General features: G+C 63.1%; 13 protein-coding genes. 9 read left to right on the top strand and 4 right to left on the bottom strand.

Translation table 11 applies throughout. The features are described 5' to 3' along the window. Positions 1–139: 139 nt before the first annotated feature. Positions 140–1,417, top strand: coding sequence for a serine--tRNA ligase (gene serS / locus U5L98_RS13340; RefSeq protein ID WP_322558757.1), 1,278 nt, complete (start codon positions 140–142; stop codon positions 1,415–1,417). Here the strand turns inward: serS and U5L98_RS13335 are convergent. Further along, the gene (locus tag U5L98_RS13335) at positions 1,407–2,189 is read right to left on the bottom strand and encodes an SIMPL domain-containing protein (protein ID WP_322558756.1); all 783 of its coding nucleotides are present in this window, start codon (positions 2,187–2,189) and stop codon (positions 1,407–1,409) included. The two genes, serS and U5L98_RS13335, sit on opposite strands and share 11 nt — an antisense overlap. A 127-nt stretch (positions 2,190–2,316) precedes the next feature. Between U5L98_RS13335 and U5L98_RS13330 the strand changes: the two genes are divergently transcribed. Further along, positions 2,317–3,411 (top strand): AI-2E family transporter, encoded by a 1,095-nt coding sequence (locus U5L98_RS13330; protein WP_322558755.1) that lies wholly within the window; start codon positions 2,317–2,319, stop codon positions 3,409–3,411. A 97-nt stretch (positions 3,412–3,508) separates the two neighbouring features. Here the strand turns inward: U5L98_RS13330 and trxA are convergent, their stop codons facing one another. Beyond that, positions 3,509–3,832, bottom strand: a complete 324-nt coding sequence (gene trxA, locus U5L98_RS13325) for a thioredoxin (protein ID WP_322558754.1) — start codon at positions 3,830–3,832, stop codon at positions 3,509–3,511. Between the two features lie 232 nt (positions 3,833–4,064). On the opposite strand from trxA, the gene cysB reads away from it, so the two are divergent. Next, positions 4,065–5,036, top strand: a complete 972-nt coding sequence (gene cysB / locus U5L98_RS13320; RefSeq protein ID WP_322558753.1) for an HTH-type transcriptional regulator CysB — start codon at positions 4,065–4,067, stop codon at positions 5,034–5,036. Positions 5,037–5,086: 50 nt separating this feature from the next. Here the strand turns inward: cysB and U5L98_RS13315 are convergent, their stop codons facing one another. Together U5L98_RS13315 and pabB are read right to left on the bottom strand one after the other, a co-directional pair. Beyond that, on the bottom strand, positions 5,087–5,707 hold the full coding sequence (locus tag U5L98_RS13315) for a phosphoadenosine phosphosulfate reductase family protein (protein ID WP_322558752.1): 621 nt from the start codon (positions 5,705–5,707) through the stop codon (positions 5,087–5,089). Positions 5,708–5,782: 75 nt separating this feature from the next. Further along, a complete protein-coding gene (gene pabB / locus U5L98_RS13310; RefSeq protein WP_322558751.1) occupies positions 5,783–7,192 on the bottom strand; it encodes an aminodeoxychorismate synthase component I in 1,410 nt (469 codons plus the stop codon). A 229-nt stretch (positions 7,193–7,421) separates the two neighbouring features. Here pabB and U5L98_RS13305 point away from each other — a divergent pair, with 229 nt between their 5' ends. From U5L98_RS13305 to prpD, 6 genes are all read left to right on the top strand, one after another. Further along, positions 7,422–8,138, top strand: coding sequence for a GntR family transcriptional regulator (locus tag U5L98_RS13305; protein ID WP_322558750.1), 717 nt, complete (start codon positions 7,422–7,424; stop codon positions 8,136–8,138). Between the two features lie 29 nt (positions 8,139–8,167). Then, positions 8,168–9,058 (top strand): methylisocitrate lyase, encoded by an 891-nt coding sequence (prpB, locus tag U5L98_RS13300; RefSeq protein WP_322558749.1) that lies wholly within the window; start codon positions 8,168–8,170, stop codon positions 9,056–9,058. A 51-nt stretch (positions 9,059–9,109) separates the two neighbouring features. Next, positions 9,110–10,237: a 2-methylcitrate synthase gene (gene prpC / locus U5L98_RS13295; RefSeq protein WP_322558748.1), complete on the top strand. Its 1,128-nt coding sequence runs from the start codon at positions 9,110–9,112 to the stop codon at positions 10,235–10,237. A 2-nt stretch (positions 10,238–10,239) separates the two neighbouring features. After that, complete coding sequence (acnD, locus tag U5L98_RS13290) at positions 10,240–12,879, top strand: Fe/S-dependent 2-methylisocitrate dehydratase AcnD (RefSeq protein ID WP_322558967.1); 2,640 nt, start codon at positions 10,240–10,242, stop codon at positions 12,877–12,879. Next, a complete protein-coding gene (gene prpF, locus U5L98_RS13285) occupies positions 12,876–14,069 on the top strand; it encodes a 2-methylaconitate cis-trans isomerase PrpF (RefSeq protein WP_322558747.1) in 1,194 nt (397 codons plus the stop codon). Before acnD ends, prpF begins: the two co-directional genes overlap by 4 nt. Before the next feature lie 98 nt (positions 14,070–14,167). Beyond that, a complete protein-coding gene (gene prpD, locus U5L98_RS13280) occupies positions 14,168–15,649 on the top strand; it encodes a 2-methylcitrate dehydratase (protein WP_322558746.1) in 1,482 nt (493 codons plus the stop codon). The last annotated feature ends 348 nt before the right edge of the window (positions 15,650–15,997 follow it).

The raw sequence follows: 15,997 nt of genomic DNA, 5'->3' as shown, positions 1-15,997 counted from the left end.
CTGACAGGGCGGTACGCGCATCCCGGCGCCGGGCGTGCGTGGCGCCCCTGCGGCCTTTTGCCTACAATGGGCGGCCTGTGATCACCGCCGTTTCTCCGCGGCCGATACCCCAACCACCGACTGCAACGGACCGGATTCCATGCTCGATCCCAAACTGCTGCGCAGCGACCTTGAAACGGTCGCCCAACGACTCGCAAAGCGGGGCTTTATCCTGGACATCGACCGCCTCTCGGCGCTCGAGTCCCGGCGCCGTGAGCTGCAGGCCGAGACCGAGTCGCTGCAGAACGAGCGCAACACTCGCTCCAAGGCGATCGGCAAGGCCAAGGCGGGGGGCGAGGATATCCAACCGCTGCTCGACGAGGTGAGCGATCTGGGCGAGCGCCTGGATGCCGCCAAGGTGCGCCTGGCCGAGGTACAGGCCGAATGGGACGATGCGGTCAGCGGCATTCCCAACCTGCCCCACGAGAGCGTTCCCGAGGGTGAGGACGAGAGTGACAACGTCGAGCTGCACCGCTGGGGAACGCCGCGCGAGTTCGATTTTAAGGTTCGCGATCACGTCGACCTCGGCGAGCTGAAAGGCGACCTGGATTTCGACCTGGCCGTGAAGCTGACCGGAGCGCGTTTCGCGGTGATGCGCGGCCCCATCGCTCGGCTGCACCGGGCGCTCGCGCAGTTCATGCTCGACAAGCAGACCCTCGAGCACGGCTACGAGGAGTGTTATGTCCCCTATATGGTCAACGAGGCCTCGTTACGCGGTACCGGCCAGTTGCCCAAGTTCGGCGAGGACCTGTTCAGACTGGACGATGAACGCAGCTATCACCTGATTCCCACTTCCGAAGTGCCGCTGACCAATTTCGCCAGGGACGAGATCATCGACGCCAAGGCGCTGCCGATGAGGCTCACTGCCCACACGCCATGCTTTCGCAGTGAGGCCGGCTCTCATGGTCGCGACACCCGCGGCATGATCCGCCAGCACCAGTTCGACAAGGTCGAGATGGTGCAGTTGGTAGCGCCGGAAACCAGTTATGCGGCACTGGAGGAGATGCGCGGCCACGCCGAGGCAATCCTTCAGGCGCTGGAGCTGCCCTATCGGGTGGTGAACCTGTGTACCGGGGACATGGGCTTCGGCGCGGCCAAGACCTATGACCTCGAGGTGTGGCTGCCCAGCCAGGATACCTACCGGGAGATCTCCTCGGTCTCCAACTGCGAGGACTTCCAGGCGCGACGCATGCAGGCGCGCTTCCGCCATCCCGAGCTGAAGAAGCCGCAACTGCTGCATACCCTCAACGGCTCTGGCCTGGCAGTGGGCCGTTGTCTGGTGGCCGTGCTGGAGAACTTCCAGAATGAGGACGGCTCGATCACCGTACCCGAGGCGCTGCGGTCTTATATGGGTGGGGTCGAAAACATTAACGCCTGATTGCCCAACTGACGCTGACGCCCGCCTCGATACTAATGGTGCCGGGGCGGTATTCGGCCCGGGGTGCGCTCTCCCGGGCATCGGCGCTCATGGCCATCATTCGCGGCTGGAAGATCGGCGACCGGGTCTCGCTCACGGTGATCACCTCCCCCAACTCGATATCCAGTGTCTCGGCCATCAGACTGGCCTTGTGGCGGGCCTTCTCCAGCGCCTTGATCAGCGCCTCGTCGGTAGCGGCGTCGCGGTCGGAAAGGTCATAGCTCACGCCGTCCAATGCATCCACGCCGGCTTCCGTCAGGGCATCGAGCAGCCTTGGTAGTTGCTCGAGGTCATCGAGCTGGAGGCGAACGGGGCGCTGGAGCCGGGTGCGTATCAGCGTTTCTTGCTCGCCTTCGGCGCGCCGTTCGCCCGGCAGGTGCTCGAGTTGCACGTTCAGCGAGCCGGCATGGATCGCCTCGCGCTCCAGCCCCATCTCTTCCAGAGCGCGAATCAGGCTGGCGGCACGGGCTTCTAGCCTGTCGCGGGCCTCGCGCAAGGCATCCGGGTCGTTCGCGGACTCCTTGCGCTGGGCGATGGCTGGCGTGTGTTCCCACAGTTGAGCACTGAGGGTGGCGCGATCCGGCACCACGTGCAGTTCGGCCTCGGCCTGGACCTCCAGGCGGCTTGGCATCTCTGCGGCGAGGGCGTTGGACAGCATCGGCGGGGATCCCGCGATCACCAGCGCGGCAATGGCCGGCACGAGCAAGGGGCGGAACGGGCGGGGAATCGGCATGGTTCTCTCCTTGTTGGGTAGTGCACACCTCGGCTTCGAGGCCGTGGGCAGGTGATGGTTCCCGTGCTTTGCAATTGCCCGCCACCGCGGCATCATGAGCAGACTTTCAGCAGTCGTGAGTCCGGGCATGCCCCATCCCCAAGACAGTCAGCAAAATACTCTTCCCCTCAACCTGACGCTGACACTGGCCGCTCTGGTGGTGATTGTTGCGGGCATGAGGGCGGGCTCCAGTCTGCTGGTCCCGCTGCTGCTGGCATTTTTCATCGCGGTCATCTGCACTGCACCCGTGCAGTGGCTGCATCGCCTCGGACTGAGCAAACGGCTGGCCGTATCCCTGACCCTGGTGGTCATCGGCGGCTTCCTCTCCCTGCTCGGCCTGTTGCTGGTCAACAGTTTTGACACCTTCATCGATGCATTGCCGGGGATAGAGCAGAAGCTCTATCAGTACTACTTGGGGTTCCTTGACGGGTTGGCCGGGCTGGGGCTTGCCATCGACACCAACCGGCTGGCCGATCTGCTGGATGCCGACCAACTCGGCAACTGGATTCCGGCGGTGCTCGGCGAGGTGGGTAACCTGATGATGCAGAGCGTGGTGGTGGCCCTGCTGGTGATGTTCCTGCTCTTCGAGACGCTCAATTTTCGCGACAAGATTACCCGCGCCCTGGTGAATCCGGCCCCGAGCCTGCGACGCTTCAGCGAATTCAGCCTCACTCTCAAGCGCTATCTGGCCGTCAAGACGCTGATCAGCCTGGTAACCGGTGCGCTGATCTGGGTGTCCTGCAAGCTGGTGGGGGTGGAGTTTGCGTTGCTGTGGGCCGTGTTGGCCTTCGCGATGAATTATATCCCCAACATCGGTTCGGCCATCGCGGCCTTTCCTCCGGTGCTGCTGTTGCTGGTGGCTCCCGAGGGGGGCTTGTTCGATGCGATTCTGTTGGCGTCGGCCTACCTGGGGGTCAACTTCTTGATGGGCAACATCATCGAGCCGCGGGTGATGGGCAGGGCCCTGGGGCTGTCGACTTTCGTGGCTTTCCTGTCGCTGGTGGTGTGGGGCTGGATCTTCGGTGCGGTGGGGATGCTGCTCTCGGTGGTGCTGACCATGACCCTGAAGATCGCCCTGGACAGCCATCCCGAGACCCGCTGGATCGCCCATCTGCTGGGGCCGGGGGATGAGTCGCCGATCGAGAAGGCCCATCGACCGATCTCGGAACGGGACGAGGAGTAAGTTCGAGACGTAAGTAAGTTCGGTAGGTGCTCAGGAGCAGTAAACGACATCGCCCCGGCCATGGGCCGGGGCGATAAGCCGGTCAGGGGGCTTGGGATCAGGCGTTCTGATCGATGAACTGGGTCAGCTGTGACTTCGACTGCGCGCCGACCAGTGAGGCGACCTTGGTGCCGGACCTGAACAGCATCACCGTCGGCACGCCGCGCACACCCTGCTCTGCGGCGATTTCGGGGGCATCGTCGACATTGATACTGACGACCTTGAGGTTGCCGTTGCGCTCCTCGGCGACCTCGTCGACCACCGGTGCCATCACCTTGCAGGGACCACACCAGGGGGCCCAGAACTTGAGCAGGACCGGCGAGTCGGCCTTGAGGACTTCCTGCTCGAAGTTGGCATTGGTGACATCGACGTTATTGGCCATGTGATTCTCCAGTTTCGTTGCGCTGCATCGAGCGGATAGGTGACATGCAGGGCATGCCTGGTCGAACGATGGTAGCGGCCGACCGAAGTGCTGGCAAATCCCCGCTGTTTGGCAGAGCGCTGGAAAGCGGTTGCATCTGCCCGGCCAGGTTATGCTATAAAGCGATCATGAGTAATTTTCTTATGTCTTGCGGGTATTTTAAAGATCCCACGACACGCGAGGGAGAGCGGCCATGAAGCTTCAGCAATTGCGCTACATCTGGGAGGTGTCGCGCCATAACCTCAACGTTTCGGCCACCGCCCAGAGTCTCTTTACCTCTCAGCCGGGTATCTCCAAGCAGATCCGCTTGCTCGAGGACGAACTCGGTGTCGAGATCTTTGCCCGCAGCGGCAAGCATCTGACCCGGGTTACCCCGGCAGGGCAGGCGATCATCGAATTGGCCGGGCAAGTGCTGAGGCTAGCCGAGAACATCAAGGAGGTCGCCCAGGAACACAGCGACGAGCGTCGCGGCAGCCTGGCTATCGCCACGACCCACACCCAGGCGCGTTATGCACTGCCGCCGGTGATCCGCGAGTTCACCCAGGAATATCCCGACGTGGCCCTGCACATGCAGCAAGGCACACCCAAGCAGATCGCCCAGATGGTCAGCGACGGCCAGGCCGACTTCGCAATCGCCACGGAGTCCCTCGAACTCTTCAACGATCTGGTGCTGCTGCCCTGCTATCGCTGGAATCGCTGTGTCCTCGTGCCTCAGGGTCATCCGCTGGCCGAAATGCAGACCCTGACCCTGGAGGCCTTGGCGGACTATCCGCTGGTCACTTATGTGTTTGGCTTCACCGGGCGCTCCCAGCTCGACGATGCCTTCCGTGCAAAGGGACTGACCCCGAACGTGGTGCTTACGGCGGCTGATGCCGATGTCATCAAGACCTACGTGCGTCTGGGAATGGGGGTCGGCATCGTTGCCCATATGGCCGTGGATGCCGAGCACGATTTCGATCTGGTGGCGCTGGAGGCCGATCACCTCTTCGCGAGTTCCACCACCAAGATCGGGATTCGTCGCGGCACCTTCATGCGCGGTTACATGTATGACTTCCTGGAAGGCTTTGCCGGCCACCTGACGCGGGACCTGGTCGACGCGGCCCTTGTCGCCGGGCCGCGACACGAGGAGGCGCTCTTCAAGGATATCGAGCTACCCGAGCGCTGAGCTGCTGCCCAGCCGTCGCCGGAGGACTCACCCGCGACGGAGCCCAGCCTTCAATGCTGCAGGTGTAGGCCGCACTCGCGCTTCTCCTCGACCTTGGTGGGATCGAAGTAGTCGAAATTGTTCGGCAGGTAATGCTCCTGCAGGTAGCGATGGAGGTCGCGAGCCGTCCAGTGCAGCAGTGGCGAGACCTTCAGCAGGCCGTCACCGTTGCGACTCACCGGTTCCATGCGGGCACGTTCTGGGGTGTCCTCGGCACGCAGCGCGGTGAACCAGACGTCCGGTGCCATCTCGCGCAGGGCTCGCTCGAAGGGTTCGAGCTTTACCTCCCGGGTGAAGGCCTCGTGACGCGGGTCGTCGATCCCCGGCGCCGGACCTTCCAGTGCCTCGCGATGGGCCCGTGAGCGCCGAGGCAGATAACTCACCAGGTTGAGGTCGAGGCGCTGAATCAGCTCATCGGCGAAACGGTAGGTGGCTTCGGTGTTGTAGCCACTGTCCATCCATACAACCGGGATATCCGGCTGCTGGCACGTGACCATGTGCAGGATAACGGCCTCGAAGGGGCGGAAGTTGGTCGTGCAGATCGGCCGTTGACCCTGGTCCAGTGCCCAGCGAATCAGGGACTCGGGGTCGTTGCCGAGTTCCCGGTTGATGACGTCGAGTTGCGGCTCCATGAAGGGCTCCCGGGCTGGTGGTTGCGAGTATCCGGCTACCCTAGCAGAGCCAGTAAGGCCATCCCCAATACCATTTCATTGGATATCTATTCCTTCATGAAGTAAGAAACCCCTTTCTTTATTCCATAAAGAGTCCTGGCTGGCCGCCGTCAGAGCCCGCATCAGGTGACGGATCTTGTCCAGGGTTTCGGTGTACTCGTCTTCGCCGCGGGAGTCGGCAACCAGGCCGCCCCCACCCCAGAGGTGCAATTCTCCTCCTTCGGCCACCACGCTGCGAATGGCGATGGAAGTATCCATGCGCCCGCGAACATCCACGTAGCCGAGGCTGCCGCAGTAGGCGCTGCGCCGACTGGGTTCCAGTTCGTCGATGATCTGCATGGCCCGCACCTTGGGGGCGCCAGTGATGGAGCCGCCCGGGAAAGCGGCGGACAGCAGGTCCATGGGCCGCTGGCCTGCTGCCAGTTCGCCGATGATGACGCTGACCAGGTGGTGGACATTGGCGTAGCTCTCGAGGCCGCAAAGCTGTGGTACCCGTACACTGCCCGGCCGGCAGACCCGCCCAAGGTCATTGCGGAGCAGGTCGGTGATCATCACGTTCTCGGCCTTGTCCTTGAGGCTCGCGCCCAGTTCATCGGCCAGCCGCCGGTCCTCCTCGGGTGTCGTGCCACGGGGCCGCGTGCCCTTGATCGGGCGGGTCTCTACACGACCATCCCGGCAGAGCAGGAAGCGTTCCGGCGAAAGCGAGAGGATCGCCTTGTCATCCCAGGCCAGGTAGCCGGCGAAGGGAGTGGGCGTGGTGTCACGCAGGCGGCAGTAGGCCGCCCAGAGGTCACCCTCGAAGGGGGCACTGAAGCGTTGGGCCAGATTGATCTGGTAGCAGTCGCCGGCTCGGATGTAGGCCTGGACGGTGGCAAAGCGTGCCAGGTAATCGCTACGGCTGAGCTCGGCGGAAAAGGGCGCCGTGAGGCGGAACTCTCCCGCCGGACATGCCGGCGCCTCCAGCCACTCGAGCACCTGACGGCGGCGCGAGGCACTGCCCACCAGCCAACTCTGTCGGCAGTCGTGGTCCTGGATCAGTGCCCAGTCATAGAGACCGACCCGGCTGGCGGGAAGATTGATTACCCGCCTGGCCTGTCCTGCCACCGGCTCGATTTGCTGCCCGAGGTCGTAGCTCCAGTAGCCGATCAGCCCACCCAGAAACGGCAGTTTGCTGTCCGGCACGTCATCGGATAGCCGGTCGAGTAGCGCCTGCTGAGCGACGAACGAGGAGAGTCCCGTCAGCGCCGAATCGCCATGCACGTGGCCGGTGGCGTCTACCTCGATCAGCGTGAGGGGATCGCAACTGAGAATGTCGTAGCGGCCACCGGGCGCCATCGGGCGGCCGCTGTCGAGCAGCACGGCGCCAGGCCTGTCGCGCAGCGCCGCGAAGTAGCCTAGTGGATCCTCGCGGTAGGGCAAGGGGGTGATCTCGATCGGTGGCGTCATCACAGCGTCTTCCCGGAACAGGCCCCCATTCTAGGCGTAGGGAGCCGACTTGTCCTTCCCGCTGCCGACGCTTGCGGCGAGTCAACAGGCGTGACTATTGTCGACATTGATGGGTGTGAGTACTGTGTTGTCTACAACCAAAGGTTAAGCTACTACGCTCTGCCGGGCCATTGACCCTGAAGGGGGCAATGGCTACAGTTTCTCCACCACTTGATTGTCGACAATTACCATGAACTCAGTCGCACCGGAATTGGTCACGCCACCCGAAGTCCGCACGCTGGCGGAACGTGTCTTCCAGCAGCTGCAGGATGCCATCGTCAGAGGTGAGCTTGCTCCAGGCAGCAAGATCACCGAGCCGGGGTTGTCCCGTACCTACGGGATCTCCCGCGGGCCGCTGAGAGAGGCCATGCGTCGCCTCGAGGCGCACCGCTTGATCGAACGGGTACCCCATGTCGGAGCCCGAGTGGTCAAGCTCTCCATGAAGGAGCTGCTTGAGCTTTTCGATGTGCGCGAGGCGCTGGAGAGCATGGCCGCACGGCTTGCCGCCGAGCATATGACACCCGAGGAAATCGTCGGGCTGCGTGAGGTCCTGGCCTTGCACGAGCGCCAGGCCGACCTGCGCAAGGGCGAGGCCTACTATCAGCGCGAGGGCGATCTGGACTTCCACTTCCGCATCGTTCAGGGAAGCCACAATAAGATGCTGATGGGCATGCTCTGCGATGACCTCTACTACCTGGTGCGGCTCTACCGTACCCAGTTCAGTGCCAGCGGTACGCGACCCCAGCGTGCCTTCGTCGAACACCACCGCATCGTCGATGCCATCGAGGCCGGCGACGCCGAGCTGGCGGAGCTGCTGATGCGCCGCCACGTGAGTGCGTCTCGCTCCAACGTCGTCGAACGTTATGCGGCATCCCTTGAACTGCAGGACAGCGAGACGCCCGCCTGAGGCGCTCGGACAACATACGGAGACCTTTCATGACCCAACCGACACCCGGCGCTCGCTTCCGAGCTGCCCTCGAGGCCCACCGCCCGCTGCCCATCGTTGGCACCATCAATGCCTATACGGCCCTGATGGCTGAGCGAGTGGGCCATCCGGCGATCTATCTTTCCGGCGGCGGTGTTGCCAATGCTTCATTCGGCCTGCCAGACCTGGGCATGACCACCATGAACGATGTGGTCCAGGATGCCCATCGCATCTGCGGCGCTACCGATGTGCCCTTGCTGGTGGACATCGACACCGGCTGGGGTGGCGCCTTCAACATTGAGCGCACCGTCAAGGAAATGCAGCGAGCCGGCGTGGCTGCTGTGCACCTGGAAGATCAGGTGGCCCAGAAGCGTTGCGGCCACCGGCCCAACAAGGCGATCGTCTCCCAGCAGGAGATGGTCGACCGCGTCAAGGCCGCCGCCGATGCGCGCCTCGACCCGGATTTTTATCTGATCGCGCGTACCGATGCCTTCCAGAAGGATGGCCTGGATGCCGCCATCGAGCGCGCCAACGCCTGTATCGAAGCCGGTGCCGACGCGATCTTCGCCGAGGCGGTGCATACCCTCGACGACTACAAGGCGTTCTGCGAGCGCGTCGATGCGCCGATACTCGCCAACATCACCGAGTTCGGGGCCACACCGCTATTCACTCAGCAGGAGCTGGGTGAAGTAGGGTGCCGCATGGTGCTCTATCCGCTTTCCGCCTTCCGCGCCATGAATGCGGCCGCGCTCAAGGTCTACCAGAGCATCCATGACAACGGCCATCAGCGCGACGTGGTCGATATCATGCAGACCCGAGACGAGCTCTACGACTTCCTCAACTATCACGACTTCGAACGCAAGCTAGACGCGCTGTTTGCTGAACAGGGCGACGATGCCTGAGCCCAGCGCGCTCGACGAGACCGGAACACGAGACAGCAAAGGAGATACGACATGGCAGAGAAGACCAACAGCGGAGCCGGCCTGCGCGGCCAGAGTGCAGGTACCACCGCCCTATGCACCGTCGGCAAGACCGGCTCCGGCCTGACCTATCGCGGCTTCGATATCAAGGAGCTGGCCGAGAAGGCCAAGTTCGAGGAGGTCGCTTATCTGCTGCTCAAGGGCAAGCTGCCCAATCAAGCCGAGCTGGACACATATATCACCAAGCTCAAGGGGCTGCGTGGTCTGCCCGATGCGTTGAAGACCGTGCTCGAGCAGATCCCCAAGGATGCCCACCCCATGGACGTGATGCGCACAGGCGCTTCCATGCTGGGTAACCTGGAGACCGAGCAGAGCTTCGATGAGCAGCAGGATGTTTCCGATCGCCTGCTGGCGGTGCTGCCCTCGATCATCTGCTACTGGTATCGCTTCACCCACGACGGCGTACGCATCGAGACCGAGACCGATGATGCCTCCGTGGGCGGCCACTTCCTGCACATGCTGCGCGGCGAGCCGGCCTCCGAGCTGCACGCCCGGGTGATGAACGTCTCGCTGATACTCTACGCTGAGCACGAGTTCAATGCCTCCACCTTCAACGCGCGTGTCTGTGCGTCCACGCTCTCCGACATGCACTCCTGTGTGACCGGTGCCATCGGCACCCTGCGTGGCCCGCTGCACGGTGGTGCCAACGAGGCGGCCATGGCGATGATCGAGAACTGGACGTCGCCGGAAGAGGCCGAGCGCGAGATCATGGGCATGCTCGAGCGCAAGGACAAGATCATGGGCTTCGGCCACGCGATCTACCGCGAGTCCGACCCACGCAACGCCATCATCAAGCACTGGTCCAAGAAACTGGCCGAGGACGTGGGCGACAGCGTGCTCTATCCGGTTTCCGAGCGTGTCGAGGAGGTCATGTGGCGCGAGAAGAAGCTGTTCTGCAACGCGGACTTCTTCCACGCCAGCGCCTACCACTTCATGGACATTCCCACCAAGCTGTTCACGCCGATCTTCGTCTGCTCGCGCGTCACTGGCTGGACGGCGCATGTCTTCGAGCAGCGCGCCAACAACCGCATCATTCGTCCGAGCGCTGACTACGTGGGCCCGGAAAAGAGCGAATGGGTGCCCATCGAGAATCGGGGTTGAGTATGAACACCGACTACCGTAAACCGCTTCCCGGCACCGAGCTTGACTACTTCGACGTGCGTGAGGCCGTCGAAGACGTCCAGCCCGGTGCCTACGACACCCTTCCCTATACCTCGCGGGTGCTGGCCGAGCAGCTGGTTCGCCGCTGCGAGCCGGAGATGCTCACCGAATCGCTCAAGCAGCTGATCGAGCGTCGGCGTGACCTGGATTTCCCCTGGTACCCGGCCCGCGTGGTATGCCACGACATCCTCGGCCAGACGGCATTGGTCGACCTGGCCGGTCTGCGCGACGCCATCGCCGAAAGGGGCGGTGACCCCTCCAAGGTCAACCCGGTGGTGCCGACACAGCTGATCGTCGATCACTCGCTGGCCGTTGAGCACGCAGGCTTCGACCAGGATGCCTTCGACAAGAACCGCGCCATCGAGGATCGCCGCAACGAGGATCGCTTCCACTTCATCGAGTGGACCAAGACCGCGTTCGAGAACGTCGACGTGATTCCCGCGGGCAACGGCATCATGCATCAGATCAATCTGGAGAAGATGTCACCGGTGGTACAGGTTCGCCGCGACGAGCAGGGCAAGCAAGTCGCCTTCCCCGATACCTGCGTGGGTACCGACAGCCACACCCCGCACATCGACTGCCTCGGCGTTATCGCCGTGGGTGTGGGCGGCCTCGAGGCCGAGACCGTGATGCTGGGTCGCCCCTCGATGATGCGCCTGCCTGATATCGTCGGCGTGGAGCTGACCGGCAAGCCCAAGCCGGGCATCACCGCCACCGATATCGTGCTGGCCATCACCGAGTTCCTGCGCAAGGAGCGCGTGGTCGGGGCGTATCTCGAGTTCTTCGGCGAGGGGGCCAAGAGCCTGACCATCGGTGACCGCGCCACTATCTCCAACATGACACCGGAGTATGGTGCCTCGGCGGCGATGTTCTACATCGATGAGCAGACCCTCGACTATCTCACGCTCACAGGGCGCGAGCCGGAACAGGTAGAGCTGGTCGAGACTTACGCCAAGCAGGTCGGCCTGTGGGCCGACAGCCTGACGGAGGCCCAGTACGAGCGCGTGCTGACCTTCGATCTGTCCAGCGTGGAGCGCAACCTGGCGGGTCCCTCCAACCCGCATCGTCGCCTGCCTACCAGCGCCCTCCATGATCGGGGCATCGCCGTGGACTTTGACAAGGCCCAGGCGGAAGAGAAAGCGGGCAAGATGCCCGATGGCGCGGTGATCATCGCCGCCATCACCAGCTGCACCAATACCTCCAACCCGCGCAATGTGGTGGGCGCCGCCCTGCTGGCCAAGAAGGCCAACGAGCTGGGCCTGTTGCGCAAGCCCTGGGTGAAATCCTCCTTTGCCCCGGGGTCCAAGGTGGCGCGCCTCTATCTGGAGGAGGCTGGCCTGCTGACCGAGCTGGAAAAGCTCGGCTTCGGCATCGTTGCCTACGCCTGTACCACGTGCAACGGCATGTCCGGCGCGCTGGATCCCGAGATCCAGCAGGAGATCATCGACCGCGATCTCTATTCCACCGCGGTGCTCTCCGGCAACCGCAACTTCGATGGTCGCATCCACCCGTACGCCAAGCAGGCCTTCCTGGCCTCGCCGGCGTTGGTGGTGGCCTACGCCATCGCCGGTACCGTGCGCTTCGACATCGAGAAGGACGTGCTGGGCACCGACCAGAATGGCAACCCCGTGACCCTCAAGGACCTGTGGCCCTCCGACGAAGAGATCGATGCCATCGTCGGCGAGTTCGTCAGGCCGGACCAGTTCAAGCAGGTCTACATCCCGATGTTCGACCTGGATGCGTTTGAGCCGGCCGAGAGCCCGCTCTATGACTGGCGTCCGCAGAGCACTTACATCCGTCGCCCTCCCTACTGGGAAGGCAACATGGCGGCAGCGCGTGCGTTGAAGGGCATGCGCCCGCTGGCGATCCTGCCGGACAACATCACCACCGACCACCTGTCGCCGTCCAACGCCATCATGATGGACAGCGCAGCGGGAGAATACTTGCACAAGATGGGCCTGCCGGAGGAGGACTTCAATTCCTACGCGACCCACCGTGGTGACCATCTCACCGCCCTGCGGGCCACCCTGGCCAATCCCAAACTGTTCAACGAGATGGTGCGGGATGAGAACGGCGAGGCCATTCAGGGGTCACTGGCGCGCATCGAGCCGGACGGCGAGGTCACCCGCATGTGGGAGGCCATCGAGACCTACATGGAACGCGGCCAGCCCCTGATCGTCATCGCCGGTGCCGACTATGGCCAGGGGTCGTCGCGTGACTGGGCGGCCAAGGGCGTGGCGCTTGCCGGGGTCGAGGCGATCGTCGCCGAGGGCTTCGAGCGCATACACCGCACCAACCTGATCGGCATGGGTGTGATGCCCATTCAGTTCCAGGAGGGGACTACTCGTCACACTCTGCAACTGGATGGCACCGAGACCTATGACGTGGAGGGCGCCCTGGCACCCCGGGCGACTCTCGAGCTGGTGATTCATCGCAAGACGGGCGAGATCGACCGCGTGCCAGTCATCTGTCGTCTCGACACCGCCGAGGAGGTTTCCATCTACACGGCCGGCGGTGTGCTCCAGCGCTTCGCCAAGGACTTCCTGGAAGGTGTGGGGAGTGAGGAGGTGGCAGGAGCATGAGCCAGGGTTCTCAGACGCATATTGCACAGATCAGGATTCCCGCCACCTACATGCGTGGCGGTACCAGCAAGGGCGTCTTCTTCAAGCTTACGGACCTGCCGGAGGCCGCGCAGGTACCTGGCGAGGCCCGTGATCGCCTGCTGATGCGGGTGATCGGCAGCCCCGATCCCTATCAGAAGCAGATCGATGGCATGGGCGGCGCCACCTCAAGCACCAGCAAGACGGTGATCCTGAGCAGCAGTGAGAGTCCCGACCACGATGTGGACTATTTGTTCGGTCAGGTCTCTATCGACAAGCCTTTTGTCGACTGGAGCGGCAACTGCGGCAACCTCTCGGCAGCGGTGGGGCCCTTCGCTATCAGTAACGGGCTGGTGGATCCGACGCGTATCCCGGAGAACGGCGAGGTCGAGGTGCGCATCTGGCAAGCCAACATCGGCAAGACCATCGTCTCCCTGGTCCCTATCACCAACGGTGCGGTACAGGAGACCGGCGATTTCGAACTGGACGGGGTGACCTTTCCTGCCGCTGAGGTGCCGGTGGCCTTCAAGGACCCGGCGGACGGCGAGGGCGCAATCTTCCCCACCGGCAATCTGGTGGATGATCTTGACGTGCCCGGCATCGGAACGCTTAAGGCGACCATGATCAACGCAGGCATTCCGACCGTCTTTTTACGGGCTGCCGATATCGGCTACACCGGCAACGAATTGCAGGAAGCGATCAACGGCGACGCGAAGGCGCTCGAGATGTTCGAGACCATTCGCGCCCATGGGGCAGTGCGCATGGGGCTTATCCAGGATGTCGCCGAGGCCGCCAATCGCCAGCATACTCCCAAGGTGGCCTTCGTGGCGGCACCGGCCGACTATCTTTCCTCCAGCGGAAAGCAAGTCAAGGCCGAGGAGATCGACCTGCTGGTTCGGGCACTCTCCATGGGCAAGTTGCACCACGCCATGATGGGCACGGCGGCGGTGGCCATTGCATCAGCGGCTGCCATCGATGGCACCCTGGTCAACATGGCAGCCGGTGGCGGCAAGCTCAATGCGGTGACCTTCGGCCATCCTTCCGGCACCTTGCGGGTGGGTGCCGAGGCCAGCCAGGTGGATGGCCGCTGGGTGATCGAGGAGGCGGTGATGAGCCGCAGTGCCCGGGTGCTGATGGAGGGCTTCGTGCGAGTGCCCGGCGACAGTTTCTGAGCAAAGGACGCTGAGAAAATGTGAACGCCCCGGGTCCCAGATTCGGGGCGTTTTCTATAGTGGTAGGGTGTAATGTCAAGCGACGGCAGGAGAAGAACATGAGTACCGTGGAAGCCAATGTGCGGCCTGACTATGACGTCGAGTTGCAGAAGATTGCCGATTACGTCCTCGACTTCACGATCGAGAGCAGCGAGGCACTGGATACTGCTCGCCATTGTCTGATGGACACCCTCGGCTGCGGCCTGCTTGCGCTGCGCTTCCCGGAGTGCACCAAGCACCTGGGGCCGCTAGTAGAGGGGACAGTGGTGCCCAATGGCGCTCGCGTTCCGGGGACTTCTTTTCGTCTTGACCCCGTCAAGGCTGCCTGGGACATCGGGGCCATCATCCGTTGGCTCGACTACAACGACACCTGGCTGGCCGCCGAGTGGGGACATCCCTCCGACAACCTGGGCGGGATCCTGGCCATCGCCGACCACCTCTCCCAGAAGCGCCTGGCCCAGGGCGATTCCCAGCTGACCATGCGCGAGGTACTCGAGGCCATGATCATGGCCCACGAGATCCAGGGAATCCTGGCGCTGGACAACTCCTTCAACCGCGTCGGCCTCGATCATGTGGTGCTGGTCAAGGTGGCCTCGACCGCCGTGGTGGCCAAGCTGATGGGCGCCGATCGTGAGCAGCTGCTCTCGGCGCTTTCTCATGCCTGGGTCGACGGCCAGAGCCTACGCACCTACCGCCATGCCCCCAATGCCGGTTCTCGCAAGAGCTGGGCCGCCGGAGACGCCACGTCACGCGCGGTACGCCTCGCCGATATCGCCATGCGTGGGGAGATGGGTATCCCCGGGGTGCTGTCCGCGCCTCAGTGGGGGTTCTACGACATTCTCTTCAGTCATACCAATCGAGACCTGGCCCTCAAGCCGGAAGCGGAGCGCAAGTTCACCTTCCAGCGGGAGTTCGGCACCTACGTGATGGAGAACATCCTCTTCAAGATCTCCTTCCCGGCCGAATTCCACGCCCAGACGGCCTGCGAAGCCGCCGTAACACTGCACCCTGAGGTCAGGACCCGCCTGGAGGAGATCGACCGCATCGTGTTGAGCACACATGACTCGGCGATACGTATCATTTCCAAGGAAGGTGCCCTGGCGAATCCCGCCGACCGTGACCACTGCCTGCAGTACATGATCGCCGTGCCCCTGATCTTCGGCAGCCTGACCGCTGAGCACTACGAGGATGAATTCCACGAGGCGAATCCGCTGATCGATGAGCTGCGCGGCAAGATGGAGGTGGTCGAGGATGAAGGTTACTCCAGGGATTACTACGACCCCGAGAAGCGCTCTATTGCCAACGCCATTCAAGTCTTCTTCAAGGACGGCAGTGCCACGGAGAAGGTCGAGGTCCAATACCCGGTGGGTCATCGCCGTCGGCGCGATGAGGGAATCCCGTTGCTGGTGGACAAGTTCCGGCGCAACCTCGCGACTCGTTTCCCGGCAGGCCGTTGTGAGCAGATTCTGGCGCTTTGTGAGGAGCAGGCGCGCCTGGAGAGTACGCCGGTGAACCGCTTCGTCGATCTCTTTGTCATCTGAGTGCCGGCGGGCCCGTCCGCCTGGTGTTCGTGTGACAGGGAGGGCCCGCCGTAACGACGTGGAGTAAAGTGGCGAGTCTCATGGCGCGTCGCGAAATGTTGGACTATATTTTCCTGTGCATAGGGGGTTGCGTGTTCCGGCTCCAGGTCGTAAAGTACGCATCCGCTGCTGGCGACGGGCAACGTTGCCGGCGGTGATAAGTGGCAGAAGTCGTTGTTTCTGTATGGGTTTTTCGGGCTGGATGTCGAAATTCCTGCTTGACGGAAACGCCGAATTCGGTAGAATACGCCACGCGTTACAGAGGCCCGCCAGGGGCTCTATCGGCCGCCATCTCGATGGCACGTCGCT

This window comes from Halomonas sp. (genome assembly GCF_034520545.1).
Classification (GTDB): domain Bacteria; phylum Pseudomonadota; class Gammaproteobacteria; order Pseudomonadales; family Halomonadaceae; genus Halomonas.
Note: the sequence above shows the minus strand (reverse complement) of the source record. Positions and strands in the feature narration are given on the sequence as shown.